This window comes from Acidovorax sp. LjRoot66 (assembly GCF_964253305.1).
In the GTDB taxonomy this organism is placed as follows: domain Bacteria; phylum Pseudomonadota; class Gammaproteobacteria; order Burkholderiales; family Burkholderiaceae_C; genus Acidovorax.
The window spans coordinates 24,625-41,363 of record NZ_CAXUQU020000002.1; the positions used below are offsets into that span (position 1 = coordinate 24,625).

The following is a 16,739-nucleotide window of genomic DNA, read 5'->3' on the forward strand; positions in this document are numbered from 1 at the left end:
TGAAAGCTGAATATGAAATCGACCATGATGCAAGTGCCGCTCTCGCTCAATCATTTCCTGGAGCGGGCCAAGCTGTACCACCCGAAGGTGGAGATCGTATCGAGGATGCCCGACAAGTCCCTGCATCGCCATACCTACGCCGACTTCCACCGTCGGGCCAAGGGTCTGGCCGAGGCGCTGGTCAAGGCCGGCATCCAGCCCGGTGACCGGGTCGCAACCCTGATGTGGAACCATTACGCCCACCTCGAGTGCTACTTCGGCATTCCGGCGGCCGGCGCGGTGATGCACAACCTCAACCTGCGCCTGTTCCCGCACGACATTGCGTTCATCGTCAACCACGCCAAGGACCGTTTCCTGATCGTCGACGATGTTTTGCTGCCGTTGCTGGCGCAGTTTGCCAAGGATGTCAACTTCGAGCGCATCATTGTGGTGCCGCTGACAGGCAAGCCGGTGCCGCAGGGGTACGAGGACTATGAAGGCTTCATCGGTGGAGCGACTGATGACTTCAAATGTGTTGAAGTCGATGAAAACGCGCCCTGCGGCATGTGCTACACCTCGGGCACCACGGGCAGCCCCAAGGGTGTCGTCTATTCGCACCGCTCCACCGTGCTGCACACGCTCGTGGCGGCACTGCCAGGGGGGATCAACGTGTCGGGTACTGACACAGTGCTGCCGGTGGTGCCAATGTTCCACGCCAACGCATGGGGTTTGCCATTCGTCTCAACCTTCGTCGGTGCCAAGCAGGTGTTTCCCGGCCCGCACCTCGACTCAGAATCGCTGCTCGACTTGTACCAGCGCGAGCGGGTCACCGTCACCGGTGGTGTGCCCACCATCTGGTTGTCGCTGCTGCAGACGCTGCGCGCAAACCCGGGCAAGTACGACCTGGTGCCTGGCATGCGCATGATGGTGGGCGGCTCTGCGGCGCCCGAATCCTTGTTCCGTGGCTTCGATGAGTTTGGTCTTGAAGTTGGCACTGCCTGGGGCATGACCGAGACTTCGCCGCTGGGTACCGTGTCCTCGCTCAAACCCTCCATGCGGGCACTGCCCAAGGAAGAGCAATATGCCTTCCGTATCAAGCAGGGCATGGCCGCGCCATTGGTTGAGATTCGTCTGGTCGGCGACAACGGTGAAGTACCGTGGGATGGGCGGTCGGTCGGCGAGATTCAGGTGCGTGGGCCATGGATTACCGGCTCCTATCACGATCTGCCCATCAACGAAAGCAGCTTCACTGCCGATGGCTGGCTGCGCACAGGTGATGTCGGCTGCATCGACTCCGAGGGTTTCCTGCAGTTGACCGATCGCACCAAGGATTTGATCAAGTCGGGCGGCGAATGGATTAGTTCGGTCGATCTGGAAAACGCCGTGATGGGGCATCCGGCTGTGCTGGAGGCGTCCGTGATCGCAGTGCCGCACCCGCGCTGGGCCGAGCGGCCGCTGGCGGTGGTGGTGTTGCGCCCTGGCATGAGTGCCACTGGGGATGAGATTCGCGATCATCTGGCCAAGACGTTCGCCAAGTGGCAGTTGCCCGAAGGTTTCGCTTTCGTGAATGAAATCCCGCGTACTTCGACCGGCAAGTTCCTCAAGACCAAGTTGCGCGAGACGTACAAGGACTGGAAGTGGGAGTGAGCCGGGATTGAAGGGGCCGGCTTCGGGCTTCGTTCTTGCCGTTCTTGAATTGTTTATTTTTTAAATCACATGGAGATAAAGTGAAGATATTGGTCGCTGTCAAGCGGGTGCTGGACTACAACGTCAAGGCCCGCGTCAAGTCCGACGGTTCGGGAGTCGATCTCGCGAACCAGAAGTTGTCCATGAACCCGTTCGACGAGATCGCCTGCGAAGAAGCAGTCCGTCTCAGGGAGGCCGGTGTCGCCTCGGAAGTGATCGTCGTGTCCTGCGGCCCAAGCGCTTGCCAGGAGACGCTGCGCAGTGCGATGGCCATCGGCGCCGATCGCGCCGTGCTGATCGAAGCCGACGCCGGGCTGGAACCGCTGGCGGTGGCCAAACTGATGCAGCACGTGGCCACCAAAGAAGGCGTGCAGTTCGCCATCTTCGGCAAGCAGGCCATTGATGACGACGCCGGCCAGACCGGCCAGATGTTTGGCGCGCTGATGGGCTGGGCCCAGGCCAGCTTCGCCTCCAGGGTGCAGATCAGCGGCGACACCGCCACCATCACGCGCGAGATCGACGGCGGCCTGGAAACCCTGGCCATGAAGCTGCCGGCCGTGATCACGACCGACCTGCGTCTGAACGAGCCGCGCTTCATCACGCTGCCCAACATCATGAAGGCCAAGAAAAAGCCGCTGGAGGTGATCAAGGCGGCCGAGCTCGGCATCGACATCGCGCCGCGCACCGTGACCCTGCACGTCAGCGAGCCGCCGACCCGCAAGGCCGGCATCAAGGTGGCCGACCCGGCCGAACTCGTCAAACGACTCAAAGAAGAAGCGAAGGTGATCTGATGACAACCCTGATCATTGCGGAACACGACAACGCCGTACTCAAAGCGGCCACGCTGAACACGATTGCCGCGGCCACGCGCATCGGCGGCGACATCCATGTGCTGGTGGCGGGCAGCAACTGTGCGGCCGTTGCCCACGCTGCGGCGGCGGTCGCGGGTGTCACCAAGGTGCTGCACGCCGACGCGGCGCACTACGAGGCCCATATGGCCGAGAGCCTGGCCGAGCTGGTGCGCTCACGCGTGCGCGCCGATGCGGGCTACACCCATGTGCTGGCACCGGCGACGGCCTTTGGCAAGAACGTGCTGCCGCGCGTGGCGGCCTTGCTGGACGCCTCCCAGGTGTCGGACGTGATCGCGATCGAGTCGCCCGACACCTTCCTGCGCCCGTTCTATGCCGGCAACGCGCTGGCCCGCGTGCAATCAAAGGATGCCATCAAGGTGCTGAGCATTCGCACCACCGCCTTCGACCCGGTCGGTTCGGGCGGCACGGCAGCGGTCGAGACGCTGGACGCGGCTGGCGATCTCGGCTTGACCACCCTGGTCGGGCGTGAGGTGGTGAAGCTGGAGCGCCCGGAACTCGCCGCTGCAACGGTCATCGTATCGGGCGGACGCGGACTGGGCGCGGCCGACAAGTTTCACGCCGTGCTGGAGCCGCTGGCCGACAAGCTTGGCGCGGCGATCGGCGCCTCGCGCGCCGCCGTCGACGCCGGCTACGCGCCCAACGACTACCAGGTCGGCCAGACCGGCAAGATCGTGGCACCCCAGTTGTACGTGGCGGTCGGCATCTCGGGCGCCATCCAACACCTGGCCGGCATGAAGGACAGCAAGGTGATCGTTGCGATCAACAAGGACGCCGAAGCGCCGATCTTCCAGGTGGCCGACTATGGGCTGGTGGCGGATCTGTTCACAGCGGTGCCCGAATTGGTGACTGCGTTATAGGTCGCAGCGGATGCCGAGGTAAAGCAGAGGCCAGGCTTGTTCCTGGCAGTATGGTCGGCGGCACGGGCCAAACAATTCAAAAAGTAGGAGACATCGATCATGAACCCATCAACCTCCGTCATCGCTGGTGTGCCATCCCCTGGCGCAATTGCCCGCGTGGCCATCGGCGACTTCCTGCGCCGCTCGGCAGCGCGAGACCGCGCCAAGACGGCGTTCGTGCTCGGCGATCAGAGCATGAGCTACGGTGAGCTCGATGAGCGCGTGACCCGCTGCGCCAATGCCTTGCTGGCCGCTGGCTTGGTGCGAGGTGACCGCGTGACCACGCTATGCAATAACTCGCTTGAGTTCCTGGTGGCCATGTTCGGCATCCATCGCGCCGGCCTGATCTGGGTGCCGATCAACACCGGCCTGGGGCTGGATGACGTTCGCTACATCATCGACCACTCTGAGGCGCGCTTCCTGCTGGTGGATGCCGCTCTGCTGGTGCGCCCGGAGTTTCGTGCAGCCATCGAGGCGCAGCCCGGTCGCGGATGGGTGCTGGAAGGCGAGGGGGCTGGGGCTTTCTGCAGCTTCGCTGCAGCGATTGCTGCGCAGTCTGCCACTGAGTCCGAGGTCGAAATTCATGACCGCGACGTAGCCCAGATCATGTACACCAGCGGAACCACCGGCCGCCCTAAGGGGGTGATGCAAAGCCATTTGTCGGTGGTGATGGCAGCGATGAACAACGCGCTTGAGTTGGGGGTGTGGCGCGATGCCGTGAACATTGCCGTGCTGCCCCTCTTTCATTGCGCCCAGCACACGCTGATGTGCGGTGTGCTGGCGGGCGGCGGCACGGTGATTGTGATGCGCGCTTTCGAACCCGCCGCCATGCTCGACGCCATCGAGCGTGAACGGGTGACCTTGCTGGTGGGCTTGCCGCTGATGCACCAGGCCATGCTCGATCATCCCTCGCGCCCGGGGCGCGACCTGTCGAGCCTGCGCATGTGCGTGTACGCCATGGCGCCCATGGCCGAGACCCTGCTGCGCCGCCTGATCGCCGAGTTCTGCCCGAATTACTCATTGGCCACCGGTCAGACCGAGATGTACCCGCTCACCATGGCCTTCCGGCCGGAAGAGCAGCTTAAACGCTTTGGTTCCTACTGGGGCGTCAGTGCATTGATCAACGACACGGCGGTGATGGACGACGCGGGCCAGCTGCTCGGCCCCGGCGAGGTCGGCGAGATCGTGCACCGCGGTCCGAACGTGATGGAGGGCTACTACAAAAATCCCGAAGCCACCGCCGAGGCACGCGCTTTCGGCTGGCACCACACCGGTGACCTCGGCATGTGGGTCGATGGCCAGATGATGTTCAGGGACCGCAAGAAGGACATGATCAAGACCGGCGGCGAAAACGTGCCGTCCATCAAGGTCGAGGCCACGTTGCTGCGCCACCCGGCGGTGGCCAATGTGGCGGCGGTAGGTTTGCCGCACCCGCGCTGGATCGAGGCGGTCACCGCCTTCGTGGTGCTCAAGCCAGGGGCGCAGGCCGACGAGGCCGGGTTGATCAACCACTGCAAGGAGCATCTCGGTGGCTTTGAGGTGCCCAAGGCGATCCGCATCGTCGATGCCTTGCCGATGACCTCCACCGGCAAGATTCAAAAGCATCCGCTGCGTGACAGCTATCGCTCCCTGTACGAGGACATTGAACGATAGGTGTCGGGAAGGTCATGGGGTGTGCAACACACGCCCGCGCCTGTGACCAGGCTGCTTGCAAGGCGTGCTTCGGCTTGTGGTCCTAACTAACCACCGTTCTGTCAATATGTTCGCATGGCGTTTATCGAAACCAGCCGGTTTCCGGCAGGCGCGGACAGTCGCCCTTGTTCCTTGATCCTTGTTCATCCCACCGTCAGAAAGGTTTTCCATGTCCGTCGTTCCTGCCATCTTGCTTGCGGTTGATGCCGACGGCATTGCGACCCTGACCCTCAACCGGCCCGATCAGCTCAATGCCTTCGATCTTGAAATGGTGGATGCTTGGCGCGCAGCACTTGAGCAGGCCGAAGCTGATGAGCGCGTCAAGGTCATCGTCGTCACCGGTGCCGGTCGTGCTTTTTGTGCCGGCGGCGATTTCGAGGAGATGGCCAAATTCAGCGAAATGGACAGCATGGGACGCAAGGATTTTCTGTACCGCCACGTGCATCGCATTGCGCTCACGCTGGAGCGGATGGAAAAACCGGTCATTGCCGCTGTCAACGGCGCTGCGCGAGGCGCTGGCTGCGACATGGCTTTGATGTGCGATATCCGTTTGATGGCCAGCTCGGCCACGCTTGCCGAGAGTTATATCAACATCGGACTGATGGCTGGTGATGCCGGTGCCTGGTACTTGCCGCGCCTGATAGGCACCGCGCGCGCGCTTGAGTTGTTCTGGACCGGTCGCGTGTTGGGGGCGGAAGAGGCCGAACGCATTGGCATGGTCAATCGCGTGGTGCCCGATGCCGAACTGATGACCGCCACCTACGATATGGCGCGCACCATTGCCGCCAAGCCGCAGCAGGCGGTGCGCTTTTTTCGCCGCGCCGTCTACCAAAGCCAGACCATGGCGCTCGCCACGCACCTGGACATGGTGTCCTCGCACATGGCGGTGCTCGAAGACACGCCCGAGCATCGCGCCGGCATTGCGGCCTTCCGCACCCGCTCACGCGCCAGCAACTAAAAAAGGGCGGTGCCGTGCAAGGTATTCTGAGTGGCATCACCGTCGTCGATCTGTCTCGCTTGATAGCCGGGCCTTACGCGGCCATGGTGCTGGCCGACCTCGGCGCGCGCGTCATCAAGGTCGAGTCCATCTCCGGCGAGGAGGGGCGGCATTTCGGCCCGCCGTTTTATGGCGACTCCAGCGTCGCTTTCATGACCTGCAACCGGGGCAAGGAGTCGATCGCGCTGGACATACGCACCCCCGCCGGGCGCTCGGTGCTGGAGCGGCTGATTTCAAAAGCCCAGGTTCTGGTGCACAACTTTCGCCCCGACTTTGCCGAGACACATGCGCTGACCTACGACGCGGTGCGGCGAATCAACCCGACGCTGGTGTACTACATGGTCAGCGCCTTCGGTGAGCAGGGCGACTACCGGCTCAGACCCTCGGTCGACAGCGTGGTGCAGGGCATGACGGGGGCCTTCTACGCCAGTGGGGAAGAGGGCGATCCACCGGTTCGTATCGGCTTGCCGATCATCGATGTGGCGTCCGGCATGTGCGGCGCGCTGGGCGTGCTGGCCGCAGTGATGCATTGGCAGCAGACCGGCCAGGGGCAGCGCGTGGAGTTGTCACTGGCGGACACCATGTTCAATTTCATGGCGAGCAAGGTGGGTGAATATGCGGTTGAGCAGCGCGAGCCGGTTCGTGCGGTGAACCTGCCGATTGCTGTGCCGAGCCGTCACTTTCGAGGCTCCGACGGTGCCTGGTTCAGCGTGTCGGTGGTGAACGAGGGTGCGTTCAAGCGGTTTTGCGCCGCCATCGAGCGGCTGGAGTGGCTCACCGATCCGCGTTACCAGCGCAATGCGGTGCGCATTGCCAACCGGCCGGCGCTGCTGGCTGAACTGGAGGCGATTTTCATCACCCGTGCGGCCGCCGCCTGGGTGGTCGCCTTCGAGGCCGCCGATATTCCCTGTGGTCCGGTGAACACGGTGACCGATGCCATGGCCGATCCGGTGCTGGCCGCCCGTTTCGTGGAGCACCCCGAGATGCCGGGGCTGCCGCTGATCCCTTTTCCGGCGCAGCTGGCTGCAGGCATGCGCAAGATCGGTGAGATGCCGGCGCCTCCTGCGCTGGGGCAGCATACCGGGCAGGTGCTGGGCGAACTGGGCTACGGTGCGCCGGAGATTGCCCAACTGGTGCGCGACGGGGTCGTGCGCCTGCAAGAAACCGCCATGGCAAGCACAGCAGGAGGGAAGCCATGAGCCCGTCTTCCCCCGACATCTTGTCGATCCCCCGCGCGGATCGCATCGCGGGTGCCGGGTTGACCCGTTTCCAGCAATGGCTGGAACGCGAAAAAGGCCTGCGCTTTGCCGATTACGAGGCCTTGTGGCAATGGTCCGTGGATGACCTGGAGGGCTTCTGGCGCGCCATTGTCGAGTATTTCGAGTTGCCGCTCGACGACTGGAATGGCCCGGTTCTGAGCGATCGCCGGATGCCGGGCGCGCAATGGTTTGTGGGCGCGCGCACCAACTATACGCGGCAGGTGTTCCGGCACGCCACGGACGCCAGACCGGCCATCGTCTTTCGCAATGAAGCGGGCGAGCGGGCGGACATGTCCTGGCGCACGCTGCAAGACCAGGTGGCGGCGCTGGCGCATTGGCTGCGCGCGGCGGGCGTGGGGCCGGGCGACCGCGTGGTAGCCTACCTGCCCAATATTCCGCAGACCATCGTGGCTTTTCTGGCCACGGTTTCGGTGGGGGCGATCTGGTCGGTGTGCTCGCCCGACATGGGGGCACCCACGGTGCTGGACCGCTTCAGGCAGATCGATCCGAAGGTGTTAATCGCGGTCGATGGCTACCACTGGGGTGGCAAACGCTTCGACCGGCGCGAAGCCGTGGCCACGCTGCTCGACGGGCTGTCCAGCGTCGTTCGCTGCGTGCTGTTGCCCTGCCTGGATCGAAGCGCCAGCGCGGACGCGCTGCGCGGTGGCGTGCTCTGGAGCGAGGTGGTCAGCGCCCCGGCTGAACTGCGCATCGAGTCACTGCCTTTCGACCACCCTCTGTGGGTGGTGTATTCGTCGGGCACCACCGGCTTGCCCAAACCCATCGTGCACGGCCATGGCGGCATCGTGCTGGAGCAGGTCAAGCTGATGCACCTGCACAACGACCTCGGTCCCGAAGACCGCTTCCACTGGTTTTCCACCACGGGCTGGATCATGTGGAACTGCCAGGTGGGCGGTTTGCTGGTGGGGGCGACGGCCTGCCTGTACGACGGCAACCCGGCCTGGCCCGACTACACCACGCTGTGGCGTTTCGCTGGGGAAGTCGGCGTGACTTTTCTGGGTGCCGGTGCGGCGTTTTATGCGGCCTGCCAGAATGCCGGTGTCGAGCCGCGCGAGGTGGGCGCGCTGGGGCCGCTGCGCATCGTGGGTTCGACCGGCTCGCCACTGTCCCCGGAAAGCTACCAGTGGATTGCCAAGCATGTCGGGCGCGATGTCTGGATCAACCCGATCTCCGGCGGCACCGACTTCGCCGGGGCCTTCGTCGGCGGCGTGCCGACCCTGCCCGTTGTCGTGGGAGAAATGCAGGGGCGCTGCCTTGGGGCGCGCGTCGAGGCCTTCAACGAACAGGGCCAGCCGGTCGTGGACGAGGTGGGCGAGCTGGTCTGCACCGCGCCCATGCCGTCCATGCCCCTTTATTTCTGGAACGACCCCGGCAACCAGCGCTATCTGGGCAGTTATTTCGACATGTACCCCGGCATCTGGCGGCATGGCGACTGGATCCGCATCACACCGCGCGGCGGCGCCATCATCTACGGCCGCAGCGACACCACCATCAACCGCCACGGCGTGCGCATGGGCACGAGCGACATCTACAGCGTGGTCGAGGCGCTGCCCGAAGTGCTCGACAGCCTGGTGGTCGACCTTGAATATCTGGGGCGCGAAAGCTACATGCCGATGTTCGTCGTGCTGCGTCCGGGCGTGGCGCTGGACGCGCCGCTGATCGGGCGCATCCAGAGCGCCATCCGCGCGGCCGCGTCGCCGCGCCATGTGCCGGACGCGGTGTTTGCCGTGGCCGAGGTGCCGCGCACGCTCACCGGCAAGAAGCTCGAACTGCCGATCAAGAAGCTGCTGCTCGGCCAGCCCATCGACAAAGTGGTCAACCGCGATGCACTGACCAACCCCGCCAGCCTGGACTGGTTTCTTGAATTTGCACGCGGGCATGCCACGCAGAGCCGCTGATTTTCCCCAACTTTTTTTCACGAGGAAACACCATGAGCGATCAGGAAGTCATTTACGAAGTCAAGAACTTTGTCGCCACCATCACCATCAACCGACCCAAGACGCTCAACGCGTTCACCGGCGATACGATCAAAGAGATGGAGCGGCTGCTGGCCCAGGCCGGCAATGATCCGAAGGTCGGCGTGATCGTGCTGACCGGTACGGGCGAGCGCGCCTTTTGCGTCGGCGGTGATGTCAACTGGGAAAAGGGCGACAGCAGCGGCAAGAGCGGCCTGCAGGACCTGGAATTCAACTTCAACCGCCAGATCGCCGAATGCCCAAAGCCCGTGATCGCGCGCGTCAACGGCTACGCGATTGGCGCCGGTCACCACATTGCCTATTTCTGTGACTTCACGATTGCCGCCGAGCACGCGATCTTTGGCCAGAACGGCCCGCGCGTCGGTTCACCGGCGGGTGGTTACATCGTCTCGCATTCGGCCAATGTGCTTGGCCACAAGCGTGCGCGCGAGCTGTGGATGCTGTGCCGCCGCTACAGCGCGAAGCAGGCGTTCGAATGGGGTCTGGCCAATTCGGTGGTGCCCATGGCCCAGCTCGACGAAGAAGTGCAGAAGTACTGCGACGAATTGCTGTCGCTGTCGCCGACCTGCCTGAAGATCGTCAAGCGTTCGTTCTACCACCACATGGCCCCGATCATGGGCAAGGACATGAACGACCTGATCCAGGAAGTGGCACCCAACTATTTCAGTACCGGCGAGCAGCAGGAAGGGGCCAGCGCCTTTCTTGAAAAACGCAAGCCCGACTTCAGCAAATTCCGCTAACCGGTAATCTTTGTCCTGCGCGGCTCAGCGGGGAACTTTTAGAGACTGAAAAAAATGATGAACCAAGAACGTTACCCCGAGTTGCGCGCCGCCCTGCGCGATCTTTTCAAACGCTTCCCCGACGAGTACTTTCGCAAGATTGACGATGCCCGTGCTTACCCCCAGGCGTGTGTGGACGCGCTGACCAGGGCCGGCTGGCTGGCGGTGATGATTCCGCAGGAGTACGGCGGAGCTGGCTTGGGTCTGGCCGAAGCCTCGGTGGTGATGGAAGAGGTCAACCGCTGCGGCGGCAATGCCGGCGCCTGTCACGGCCAGATGTACAACATGGGCACCTTGCTGCGCCATGGCTCGGATGAGCAAAAGCGCCTCTACCTGCCCAAAATCGCCAGCGGCGATCTGCGCCTGCAGTCCATGGGCGTGACCGAGCCAACCACAGGCACCGACACCACCAAAATCAAGACCACCGCGGTCAAGCAGGGCTACCGCTATGTGGTCAATGGCCAGAAGGTCTGGATCTCGCGGATTCAGCACTCCGACCTCATGATTTTGCTGGCACGCACCACCCCGCTCAAAGATGTGAAGCGCAAGTCAGAGGGCATGTCGATCTTCATCGTTGACCTGCACCAGGCCATTGGCCAGGGCATGACGGTGAACCCGATCCGCAACATGGTTAACCACGAGACCAATGAGCTGTTTTTCGACAACCTCGAAATCCCGGCCGAGAACCTGATCGGCGAGGAGGGCAAAGGTTTCAAGTACATCCTGGACGGACTGAACGCTGAGCGCACGCTGATTGCCGCCGAGTGCATTGGCGACGCCCGCTGGTTCGTCGAGCGCAGCGCCCGCTATGCCAGCGAGCGCCGCGTGTTTGACCGCCCGATCGGGCAGAACCAGGGCGTGCAATTTCCCCTGGCCGAGGCCCACATCGAGACCGAGGCCGCTGACTTGATGCGCTGGCGTGCCTGCGAGCTGTTTGACGCCCACCAACCGTGTGGCGCAGAGGCCAATATGGCCAAGTACCTGGCCGCCAAAGCCTCCTGGGAGGCGGCCAACACCGCCATTCAGACCCATGGTGGCTTTGGTTTCGCCTGCGAATACGACATCGAGCGCAAGTTCCGCGAAACCCGGCTGTACCAGGTGGCGCCGATCTCCACCAACCTGATCCTGAGCTACGTGGCCGAACACGTGCTGGATCTGCCCCGTTCATTCTGAAAGAAATTGCCATGCGTCCATTGGAAGGAATGCTGATCGTCACGCTGGAGCACGCGATTGCCGCGCCGTTCTGCACCCGCCAACTGGCCGACCTCGGCGCGCGCGTCATCAAGGTCGAGCGCCCGGGCGAGGGCGACTTCGCCCGCGCCTACGACAGCCGGGCCCACGGCTCGGCTTCCCACTTCGTCTGGTGCAACCGCTCCAAGGAAAGCCTGACGCTCGACCTCAAGCACCCAGATGCCCGCGCCGTGCTGCAAAAGCTGGTGGAGCGCGCCGACGTGCTGGTGCAGAATCTGGCGCCCGGTGCTGCCGCGCGCATGGGACTGGACCACGCCAGCCTGGCGCCGGTCAATCCGCGCATCGTGGTGTGCGACATCTCGGGCTACGGCGACGGCGGCCCCTACACCGAGAAAAAAGCCTATGACCTGCTGATCCAGAGCGAGGCCGGTTTTGTCTCCGTCACGGGCACGCCCGAACAGCCCTCCAAGGCCGGCCTGTCGATTGCCGACATCGCCTCCGGCATGTACGCTTACAGCAGCGTGCTGGCCGCCTTGCTGGAGCGCGGGCGCACCGGGCGCGGCCAGCGGCTCGAAATCTCGATGCTCGAAGCCATGTCCGAATGGATGGGCTTCCCACTCTATTACACGCTGGACGGCCAGCCGCCGCCGCCGCGTGCCGGCGCCTCGCACGCCGCCATTTACCCCTATGGCCCCTTTGCCTGCGGCGACGGCAAGCAGGTGGTGCTGGCGGTGCAGCACGACCGCGAATGGGCCACCTTCTGCAACCAGGTGTTGCAATTGCCCGAGCTGACCGCACAGTACCTGGGCAACGCCAACCGGCTGGCCCAGCGCGAGAAACTGCGCGGCATCATCGAAGGCGTGTGCGCCACCTTGACCGCCGCGCAATTGGTGGAGCGGCTCGACGCGGCGCAAATCGCCAATGGCCAGCTCAACGAGATGGCCGACCTGTGGAAGCACCCGCAACTTGCGGCGCGCGGGCGCTGGACCGAGATTGGTTCGCCCGGCGGAACGCTACCGGCGCTGTACCCGCCGCACCACGTCCAGGGCAGCGAGCCTCCGCCGCCCATGGGGCCGGTGCCTGCGCTGGGCCAGCACACCGAAGCCATCCTGACCGAGCTCGGCTACGGCGCGACTGACATCGCCCGGCTGCGTGCGGACCACGCCATCTGACTGCGAGATCGATGCCATGACCCTGGATACAAACCCGAGCGCGACGCTGGCTGCCTTTGCCGCCGATCTGTCATTCGACACCATTCCGGCGCCGGTGCTGCGCCGAACCGAAGACCTGTTCCTCGACTGGTACGCCTCCGCGTTGGCGGGCAAGGGCGCCCGGCCGGTCGAGGCCATCGAAGCCTATGCCCGCACCATGGGGCCGGCCTCCGGCCGCGCCGAGGTGCTGATCTCGCGCCGCACCACCTCGCCCCATTTCGCTGCGATGGTCAACGCGGCCGCCTCGCATTTCGCCGAGCAGGATGACGTCCACAACGGCTCGGTGTTTCATCCCGCAGCCGTCGTGTTCCCGGCGGCGCTGGCCATCGCGCAGGACATCGGTGCCAGCGGCCGCGAGTTCCTGGCCGCCGTAGTGGCGGGCTATGAAGTCGGCATTCGGGTGGGCGAGTTCCTGGGCCGCTCGCACTACCGCATCTTTCACACCACGGCCACCGCCGGCACGCTTGCCGCCGCTGCGGCGGCCGGACGGCTGCTCAAGCTCGATGCGACCACCATGCTGCATGCCTTCGGCAGCGCCGGCACACAAGCCGCCGGGCTGTGGGAGTTTTTGCGCGACGCCGCTGACTCCAAGCAACTGCACACCGCGCATGCGGCGTCCAGCGGCTTGGCCTGCGCCTACTTGGCGCGCGAGGGGCTGACCGGAGCGCGCCAGATTCTGGAAGGCGCGCAAGGCATGGCTGCGGGCATGTCGAACGACGCCGATCCGGCGCGCCTGACCGACCGCCTGGGCCAGCGCTGGGCCACGGCGGAAACCTCGTTCAAATACCACGCCTCGTGCCGCCACACCCACCCCAGCGCCGACGCGCTGCTGGCGCTGATGCAGACGCATAGGCTCAAGGCCGACGATATTGCCGCGGTGACCACCCATGTGCACCAGGGCGCCATCGACGTGCTGGGCCGCGTCACCGTGCCCGCTACCGTGCACCAGGCCAAATTCTCAATGGGCACGGTGCTGGCGCTGGCCGCCGAATACGGCTTTGCCGGGCTGAATGAATTTGAAGCGCATTACCTCGCGCCGCGCGTGGCCGCCTTGCGCGACCGCGTGACGATGCAGCTCGACTCCGAGGTCGATAAGGCCTACCCGCAGCGCTGGATCGGCAAGGTAACGGTGAGCACGCGCGATGGCCACACCTTTGGCGCGCGGGTCGATGAGCCCAAAGGCGACCCTGGCAACACCCTGACACGTGCCGAGCTGGAAGACAAGGCGCAGCGCCTGGCGGCCTACGGCAAGGGGGCTACGCCTGCCGAGATGGAGGCGCTGATCGCGCGTATCTGGGCGGTCGCCGAGGCACCGTGCATGGACCGCTGGCCGGAGGCACGCGCATGACAGCCCATACCTCCAGCCTGAAGGCTTTGCCGCATGCCTATCTTTTTGTGCCCGCCGACTGGCCCGAGCGCATCGCCAAGGCGCGCGCCAGCGGCGCCGACGCGGTCATCGTTGACCTGGAAGACGCCGTGGCCCCCGAGGCTAAAGTGCGCGCGCGCGAGACGCTGGCGGCGCTGCTGGACGAGGCCGCGCCGCTGGTGGTGCGCATCAACGCCGCAGGCACGCCCTGGTTTGACGACGACCTGGAACTGTGCCGCCACCCCGGCGTGGCCGCCATCATGCTGCCCAAGGCCGAGGGCATCGACGCCGTGTGCACCGTGGTCGAGACCACCTATCACGACGTGTTGCCGATCATCGAGTCGGCGCGCGGCCTTAAGGAAATCCACAGCATTGCGAGCGTGCCGGGCGTGATCCGGCTGGCTTTTGGCAGCGTCGATCTGGCGCTGGATCTGGGCATTGACTGTGACCCCGATGGCGCGGAAATCGAGCTGCTGGCCTTCCGCTCCCAACTCGTGCTGGCCTCGCGGCTGGCCGGGCTGGCTGCGCCGGTGGACGGTGTCAGCACCGCGATCGACGACCTGCAATGCTTGCAGGCCGACACCGAACGCTCACGTCGACTCGGCTTCGGCGCCAAGCTGTGCATCCACCCGAAGCAGCTGGCCACCGTCCAGGCGGTGTTCACGCCGACCCCCGAACGGATTGACTGGGCGCGCCGCGTCTGCGAAGCCTTTGCCGCCGCGGGTGGTGCCGCCGTGGCCGTGGACGGCCAGATGGTCGACCTGCCGGTGGTGCAGCGCGCGCGCGCCGTGCTGCGCGACGCGGGTCTGAGCGCCTGATTTTTTAACCCACTCCAATCGACTGGAATTCCTTATGACTCGCAAAGCCAAACCCATCCGCTCCGACATTGCCTGGAGTACCCCCGACCGCATCGAGGTGCACGGCAAGAGTCTGCCTGACGAAATCCTCGGCCATCTCAACTTGGGTGATATGGCCTTCTTGCAGATCGTCGGGCGCATGCCAACGCAGCAGGAGTCCAACGTCTTCAACGCCATCGCGGTGACGCTGGTCGAGCACGGCATCACGCCCAGTGCGCTGGTCGCGCGACTGACCTACGCCGGTGCGCCCGAATCGCTGCAGGCCGCAGTGGCGGCCGGATTGTGCGGCCTGGGCAGCGTGTTCGTCGGCAGCACCGAAGGCACCGCCAAAATGCTGTACGAGGCCCTGCCACCCGGAACGAAAGGAGCTGACCTGGAGCGCATCGCTTGCGACACCGTGGCAGCCTTTCGTGCGCGCGGCCAGATCATTCCCGGACTCGGTCATCCGCTGCACAAGCCGGTCGATCCGCGCGCCCCGCGTCTGTTTCAGATCGCCCAGGACAACGGTTTTTCCGGCGACTACATCCGCCTGGAGCAACTGATCTGCGCCGAGGCCGAGCGCACCGCCGGCAAGATGCTGCCGGTCAACGCGACCGGCGCCATCGGCGCCATCAGCTGCGAGCTCGGGCTACCCTGGAAAATCGTGCGAGGCATCGGCGTCCTGGCGCGTGCCATCGGGCTGGTGGGGCACATCTTGGAAGAGAGCAAAAACCCGATGGCGGTCGAGATCTGGCAGCGGGTCGAAGACGAGGCCACCCAGCACATCAGACCACAAAGCGCCTGAAGCGCTGTGGCTGGCCTTGCAGGCACGATGCGCCCGCGTCGACCTATCGATTGAATTTTGCTGGACACCACTGGAGTATTGCGCGATGAATGACACGATCCTGAGAGAAGAACCCATCCACTGGGTGCAATCACCCCCGCAGCCTGCCGAGGCATCGAGCGTGGGAACCTTGTCGGTCGAGGCCCGCCAGCTGGCCTGGCCGGTGGTCGAGGTGCAGGCCCTGCTGGACCTGCCGTTCCCCGAGCTGATGCACCGCGCCCAGACCGTGCACCGCGAGCACCACGACCCGACCCACATGGAGCTGGCCACGCTGCTGTCCATCAAGACCGGCGGCTGCCCCGAAGACTGCGGCTACTGCCCGCAGTCGGTGCACCACGAGACCGGCGTGCCCGCCACCAAGATGATGACGCCCGAGGAAGTGCGCGAAGCCGTGCTCGGCGCCAAGGCGGCCGGCGCCTCACGCTTCTGCATGGGCGCTGCCTGGCGTGCGCCCAACGACCGCGACCTGGAAAAGGTCGAGGAGTTGGTGCGCGTGATCAAGGACGAGGGCCTGGAGGCCTGCTGCACCCTGGGCATGCTCACGGGTGACCAGGCGCAACGCCTCAAGGGCGCGGGCCTGGACTACTACAACCACAACCTGGACACCGCGCCCGAGCTGTACGGCAATGTCATCACCACCCGCGACTACCAGGACCGGCTGGACACCCTGGGCCACGTGCGCGGGGCCGGCATCCACGTCTGCAGCGGTGGCATCGTGGGCTTGGGTGAATCGCGCGCCGGGCGCGCCGGCCTGATCGCGCAGCTGGCCAACCTGGCACCGTACCCCGAGTCGGTGCCGATCAACCACCTGGTCAAGATGCCGGGCACGCCGCTGGCCGACGAGCCCGACCTCGACCCGCTGGAGTTCGTGCGCACCGTGGCCGTGGCCCGCATCACCATGCCCAGGGCCAAGGTGCGTCTGTCGGCCGGGCGCCGCCAGATGGACGAATCGACCCAGGTGCTGTGTTTCCTGGCCGGCGCCAACTCCATCTTCTACGGTGACAAGCTGCTGGTGACCGGCAATCCCGACGTGGAAGCCGACCAGGACCTGCTGGCCCGCATGGGCATGCACACCACGCGGGCGCACGCCTGACCTTGGCCGTGTCGATGGCCGAGGCTCCCTCCGTTCAAGCA

The 16,739-nt window shown here is 64.8% G+C and carries 14 protein-coding genes; all 14 read left to right on the plus strand.

The genetic code is table 11. From position 1 onward, the window contains the following. Window positions 1-12: 12 nt before the first annotated feature. The 14 genes from ACSQ3Y_RS32390 to bioB all read left to right on the plus strand — a co-directional run bounded on the left by ACSQ3Y_RS32390 (window position 13) and on the right by bioB (window position 16,698). Window positions 13-1,626 carry a long-chain fatty acid--CoA ligase gene (locus ACSQ3Y_RS32390; RefSeq protein WP_436180218.1) on the plus strand — a complete coding sequence of 538 codons (1,614 nt, stop codon included), beginning with the start codon at window positions 13-15 and terminating at the stop codon, window positions 1,624-1,626. Window positions 1,627-1,706: 80 nt separating this feature from the next. Beyond that, window positions 1,707-2,456 (plus strand): electron transfer flavoprotein subunit beta/FixA family protein, encoded by a 750-nt coding sequence (locus ACSQ3Y_RS32395; RefSeq protein ID WP_436180219.1) that lies wholly within the window; start codon window positions 1,707-1,709, stop codon window positions 2,454-2,456. After that, window positions 2,456-3,394 (plus strand): electron transfer flavoprotein subunit alpha/FixB family protein, encoded by a 939-nt coding sequence (locus ACSQ3Y_RS32400; RefSeq protein WP_127806087.1) that lies wholly within the window; start codon window positions 2,456-2,458, stop codon window positions 3,392-3,394. The genes ACSQ3Y_RS32395 and ACSQ3Y_RS32400 overlap by 1 nt, the downstream gene beginning before the upstream one ends. Before the next feature lie 99 nt (window positions 3,395-3,493). Next, window positions 3,494-5,086 carry an AMP-binding protein gene (locus ACSQ3Y_RS32405; protein ID WP_436180220.1) on the plus strand — a complete coding sequence of 531 codons (1,593 nt, stop codon included), beginning with the start codon at window positions 3,494-3,496 and terminating at the stop codon, window positions 5,084-5,086. A gap of 208 nt (window positions 5,087-5,294) precedes the next feature. Next, on the plus strand, window positions 5,295-6,083 hold the full coding sequence (locus ACSQ3Y_RS32410; protein WP_436180221.1) for an enoyl-CoA hydratase/isomerase family protein: 789 nt from the start codon (window positions 5,295-5,297) through the stop codon (window positions 6,081-6,083). 14 nt (window positions 6,084-6,097) lie between these two features. Next, window positions 6,098-7,321, plus strand: a complete 1,224-nt coding sequence (locus tag ACSQ3Y_RS32415; protein ID WP_436180222.1) for a CaiB/BaiF CoA transferase family protein — start codon at window positions 6,098-6,100, stop codon at window positions 7,319-7,321. After that, complete coding sequence (locus ACSQ3Y_RS32420; protein ID WP_436180223.1) at window positions 7,318-9,300, plus strand: acetoacetate--CoA ligase; 1,983 nt, start codon at window positions 7,318-7,320, stop codon at window positions 9,298-9,300. The genes ACSQ3Y_RS32415 and ACSQ3Y_RS32420 overlap by 4 nt, the downstream gene beginning before the upstream one ends. Window positions 9,301-9,332: 32 nt before the next feature. Next, on the plus strand, window positions 9,333-10,118 hold the full coding sequence (locus ACSQ3Y_RS32425; RefSeq protein ID WP_436180224.1) for an enoyl-CoA hydratase-related protein: 786 nt from the start codon (window positions 9,333-9,335) through the stop codon (window positions 10,116-10,118). Window positions 10,119-10,172: 54 nt separating this feature from the next. Beyond that, window positions 10,173-11,330, plus strand: coding sequence for an acyl-CoA dehydrogenase family protein (locus tag ACSQ3Y_RS32430; protein WP_436180225.1), 1,158 nt, complete (start codon window positions 10,173-10,175; stop codon window positions 11,328-11,330). Window positions 11,331-11,341: 11 nt separating this feature from the next. Beyond that, window positions 11,342-12,520, plus strand: a complete 1,179-nt coding sequence (locus ACSQ3Y_RS32435) for a CaiB/BaiF CoA transferase family protein (protein WP_436180226.1) — start codon at window positions 11,342-11,344, stop codon at window positions 12,518-12,520. A gap of 16 nt (window positions 12,521-12,536) precedes the next feature. Then, window positions 12,537-13,907 (plus strand): MmgE/PrpD family protein, encoded by a 1,371-nt coding sequence (locus ACSQ3Y_RS32440; protein WP_436180227.1) that lies wholly within the window; start codon window positions 12,537-12,539, stop codon window positions 13,905-13,907. Further along, complete coding sequence (locus ACSQ3Y_RS32445) at window positions 13,904-14,743, plus strand: HpcH/HpaI aldolase/citrate lyase family protein (protein WP_436180228.1); 840 nt, start codon at window positions 13,904-13,906, stop codon at window positions 14,741-14,743. Before ACSQ3Y_RS32440 ends, ACSQ3Y_RS32445 begins: the two co-directional genes overlap by 4 nt. 34 nt (window positions 14,744-14,777) lie before the next feature. Continuing rightward, the gene (locus tag ACSQ3Y_RS32450) at window positions 14,778-15,566 is read left to right on the plus strand and encodes a citryl-CoA lyase (RefSeq protein WP_436180229.1); all 789 of its coding nucleotides are present in this window, start codon (window positions 14,778-14,780) and stop codon (window positions 15,564-15,566) included. A gap of 85 nt (window positions 15,567-15,651) precedes the next feature. Beyond that, a complete protein-coding gene (bioB, locus tag ACSQ3Y_RS32455) occupies window positions 15,652-16,698 on the plus strand; it encodes a biotin synthase BioB (protein WP_436180230.1) in 1,047 nt (348 codons plus the stop codon). The last annotated feature ends 41 nt before the right edge of the window (window positions 16,699-16,739 follow it).

Excerpts from the sequence above, each read along its gene's own strand:
- ACSQ3Y_RS32425 (WP_436180224.1), top strand. The coding sequence starts at position 9,333 with ATGAGCGATCAGGAAGTCATTTACGAAGTCAAGAACTTTGTCGCCACC.
- ACSQ3Y_RS32410 (WP_436180221.1), top strand. The coding sequence starts at position 5,295 with ATGTCCGTCGTTCCTGCCATCTTGCTTGCGGTTGATGCCGACGGCATT.
- ACSQ3Y_RS32440 (WP_436180227.1), top strand. The coding sequence starts at position 12,537 with ATGACCCTGGATACAAACCCGAGCGCGACGCTGGCTGCCTTTGCCGCC.
- ACSQ3Y_RS32405 (WP_436180220.1), top strand. The coding sequence starts at position 3,494 with ATGAACCCATCAACCTCCGTCATCGCTGGTGTGCCATCCCCTGGCGCA.
- ACSQ3Y_RS32420 (WP_436180223.1), top strand. The coding sequence starts at position 7,318 with ATGAGCCCGTCTTCCCCCGACATCTTGTCGATCCCCCGCGCGGATCGC.
- ACSQ3Y_RS32435 (WP_436180226.1), top strand. The coding sequence starts at position 11,342 with ATGCGTCCATTGGAAGGAATGCTGATCGTCACGCTGGAGCACGCGATT.
- ACSQ3Y_RS32445 (WP_436180228.1), top strand. The coding sequence starts at position 13,904 with ATGACAGCCCATACCTCCAGCCTGAAGGCTTTGCCGCATGCCTATCTT.
- ACSQ3Y_RS32390 (WP_436180218.1), top strand. The coding sequence starts at position 13 with ATGAAATCGACCATGATGCAAGTGCCGCTCTCGCTCAATCATTTCCTG.
- ACSQ3Y_RS32450 (WP_436180229.1), top strand. The coding sequence starts at position 14,778 with ATGACTCGCAAAGCCAAACCCATCCGCTCCGACATTGCCTGGAGTACC.
- ACSQ3Y_RS32430 (WP_436180225.1), top strand. The coding sequence starts at position 10,173 with ATGATGAACCAAGAACGTTACCCCGAGTTGCGCGCCGCCCTGCGCGAT.
- bioB (WP_436180230.1), top strand. The coding sequence starts at position 15,652 with ATGAATGACACGATCCTGAGAGAAGAACCCATCCACTGGGTGCAATCA.
- ACSQ3Y_RS32400 (WP_127806087.1), top strand. The coding sequence starts at position 2,456 with ATGACAACCCTGATCATTGCGGAACACGACAACGCCGTACTCAAAGCG.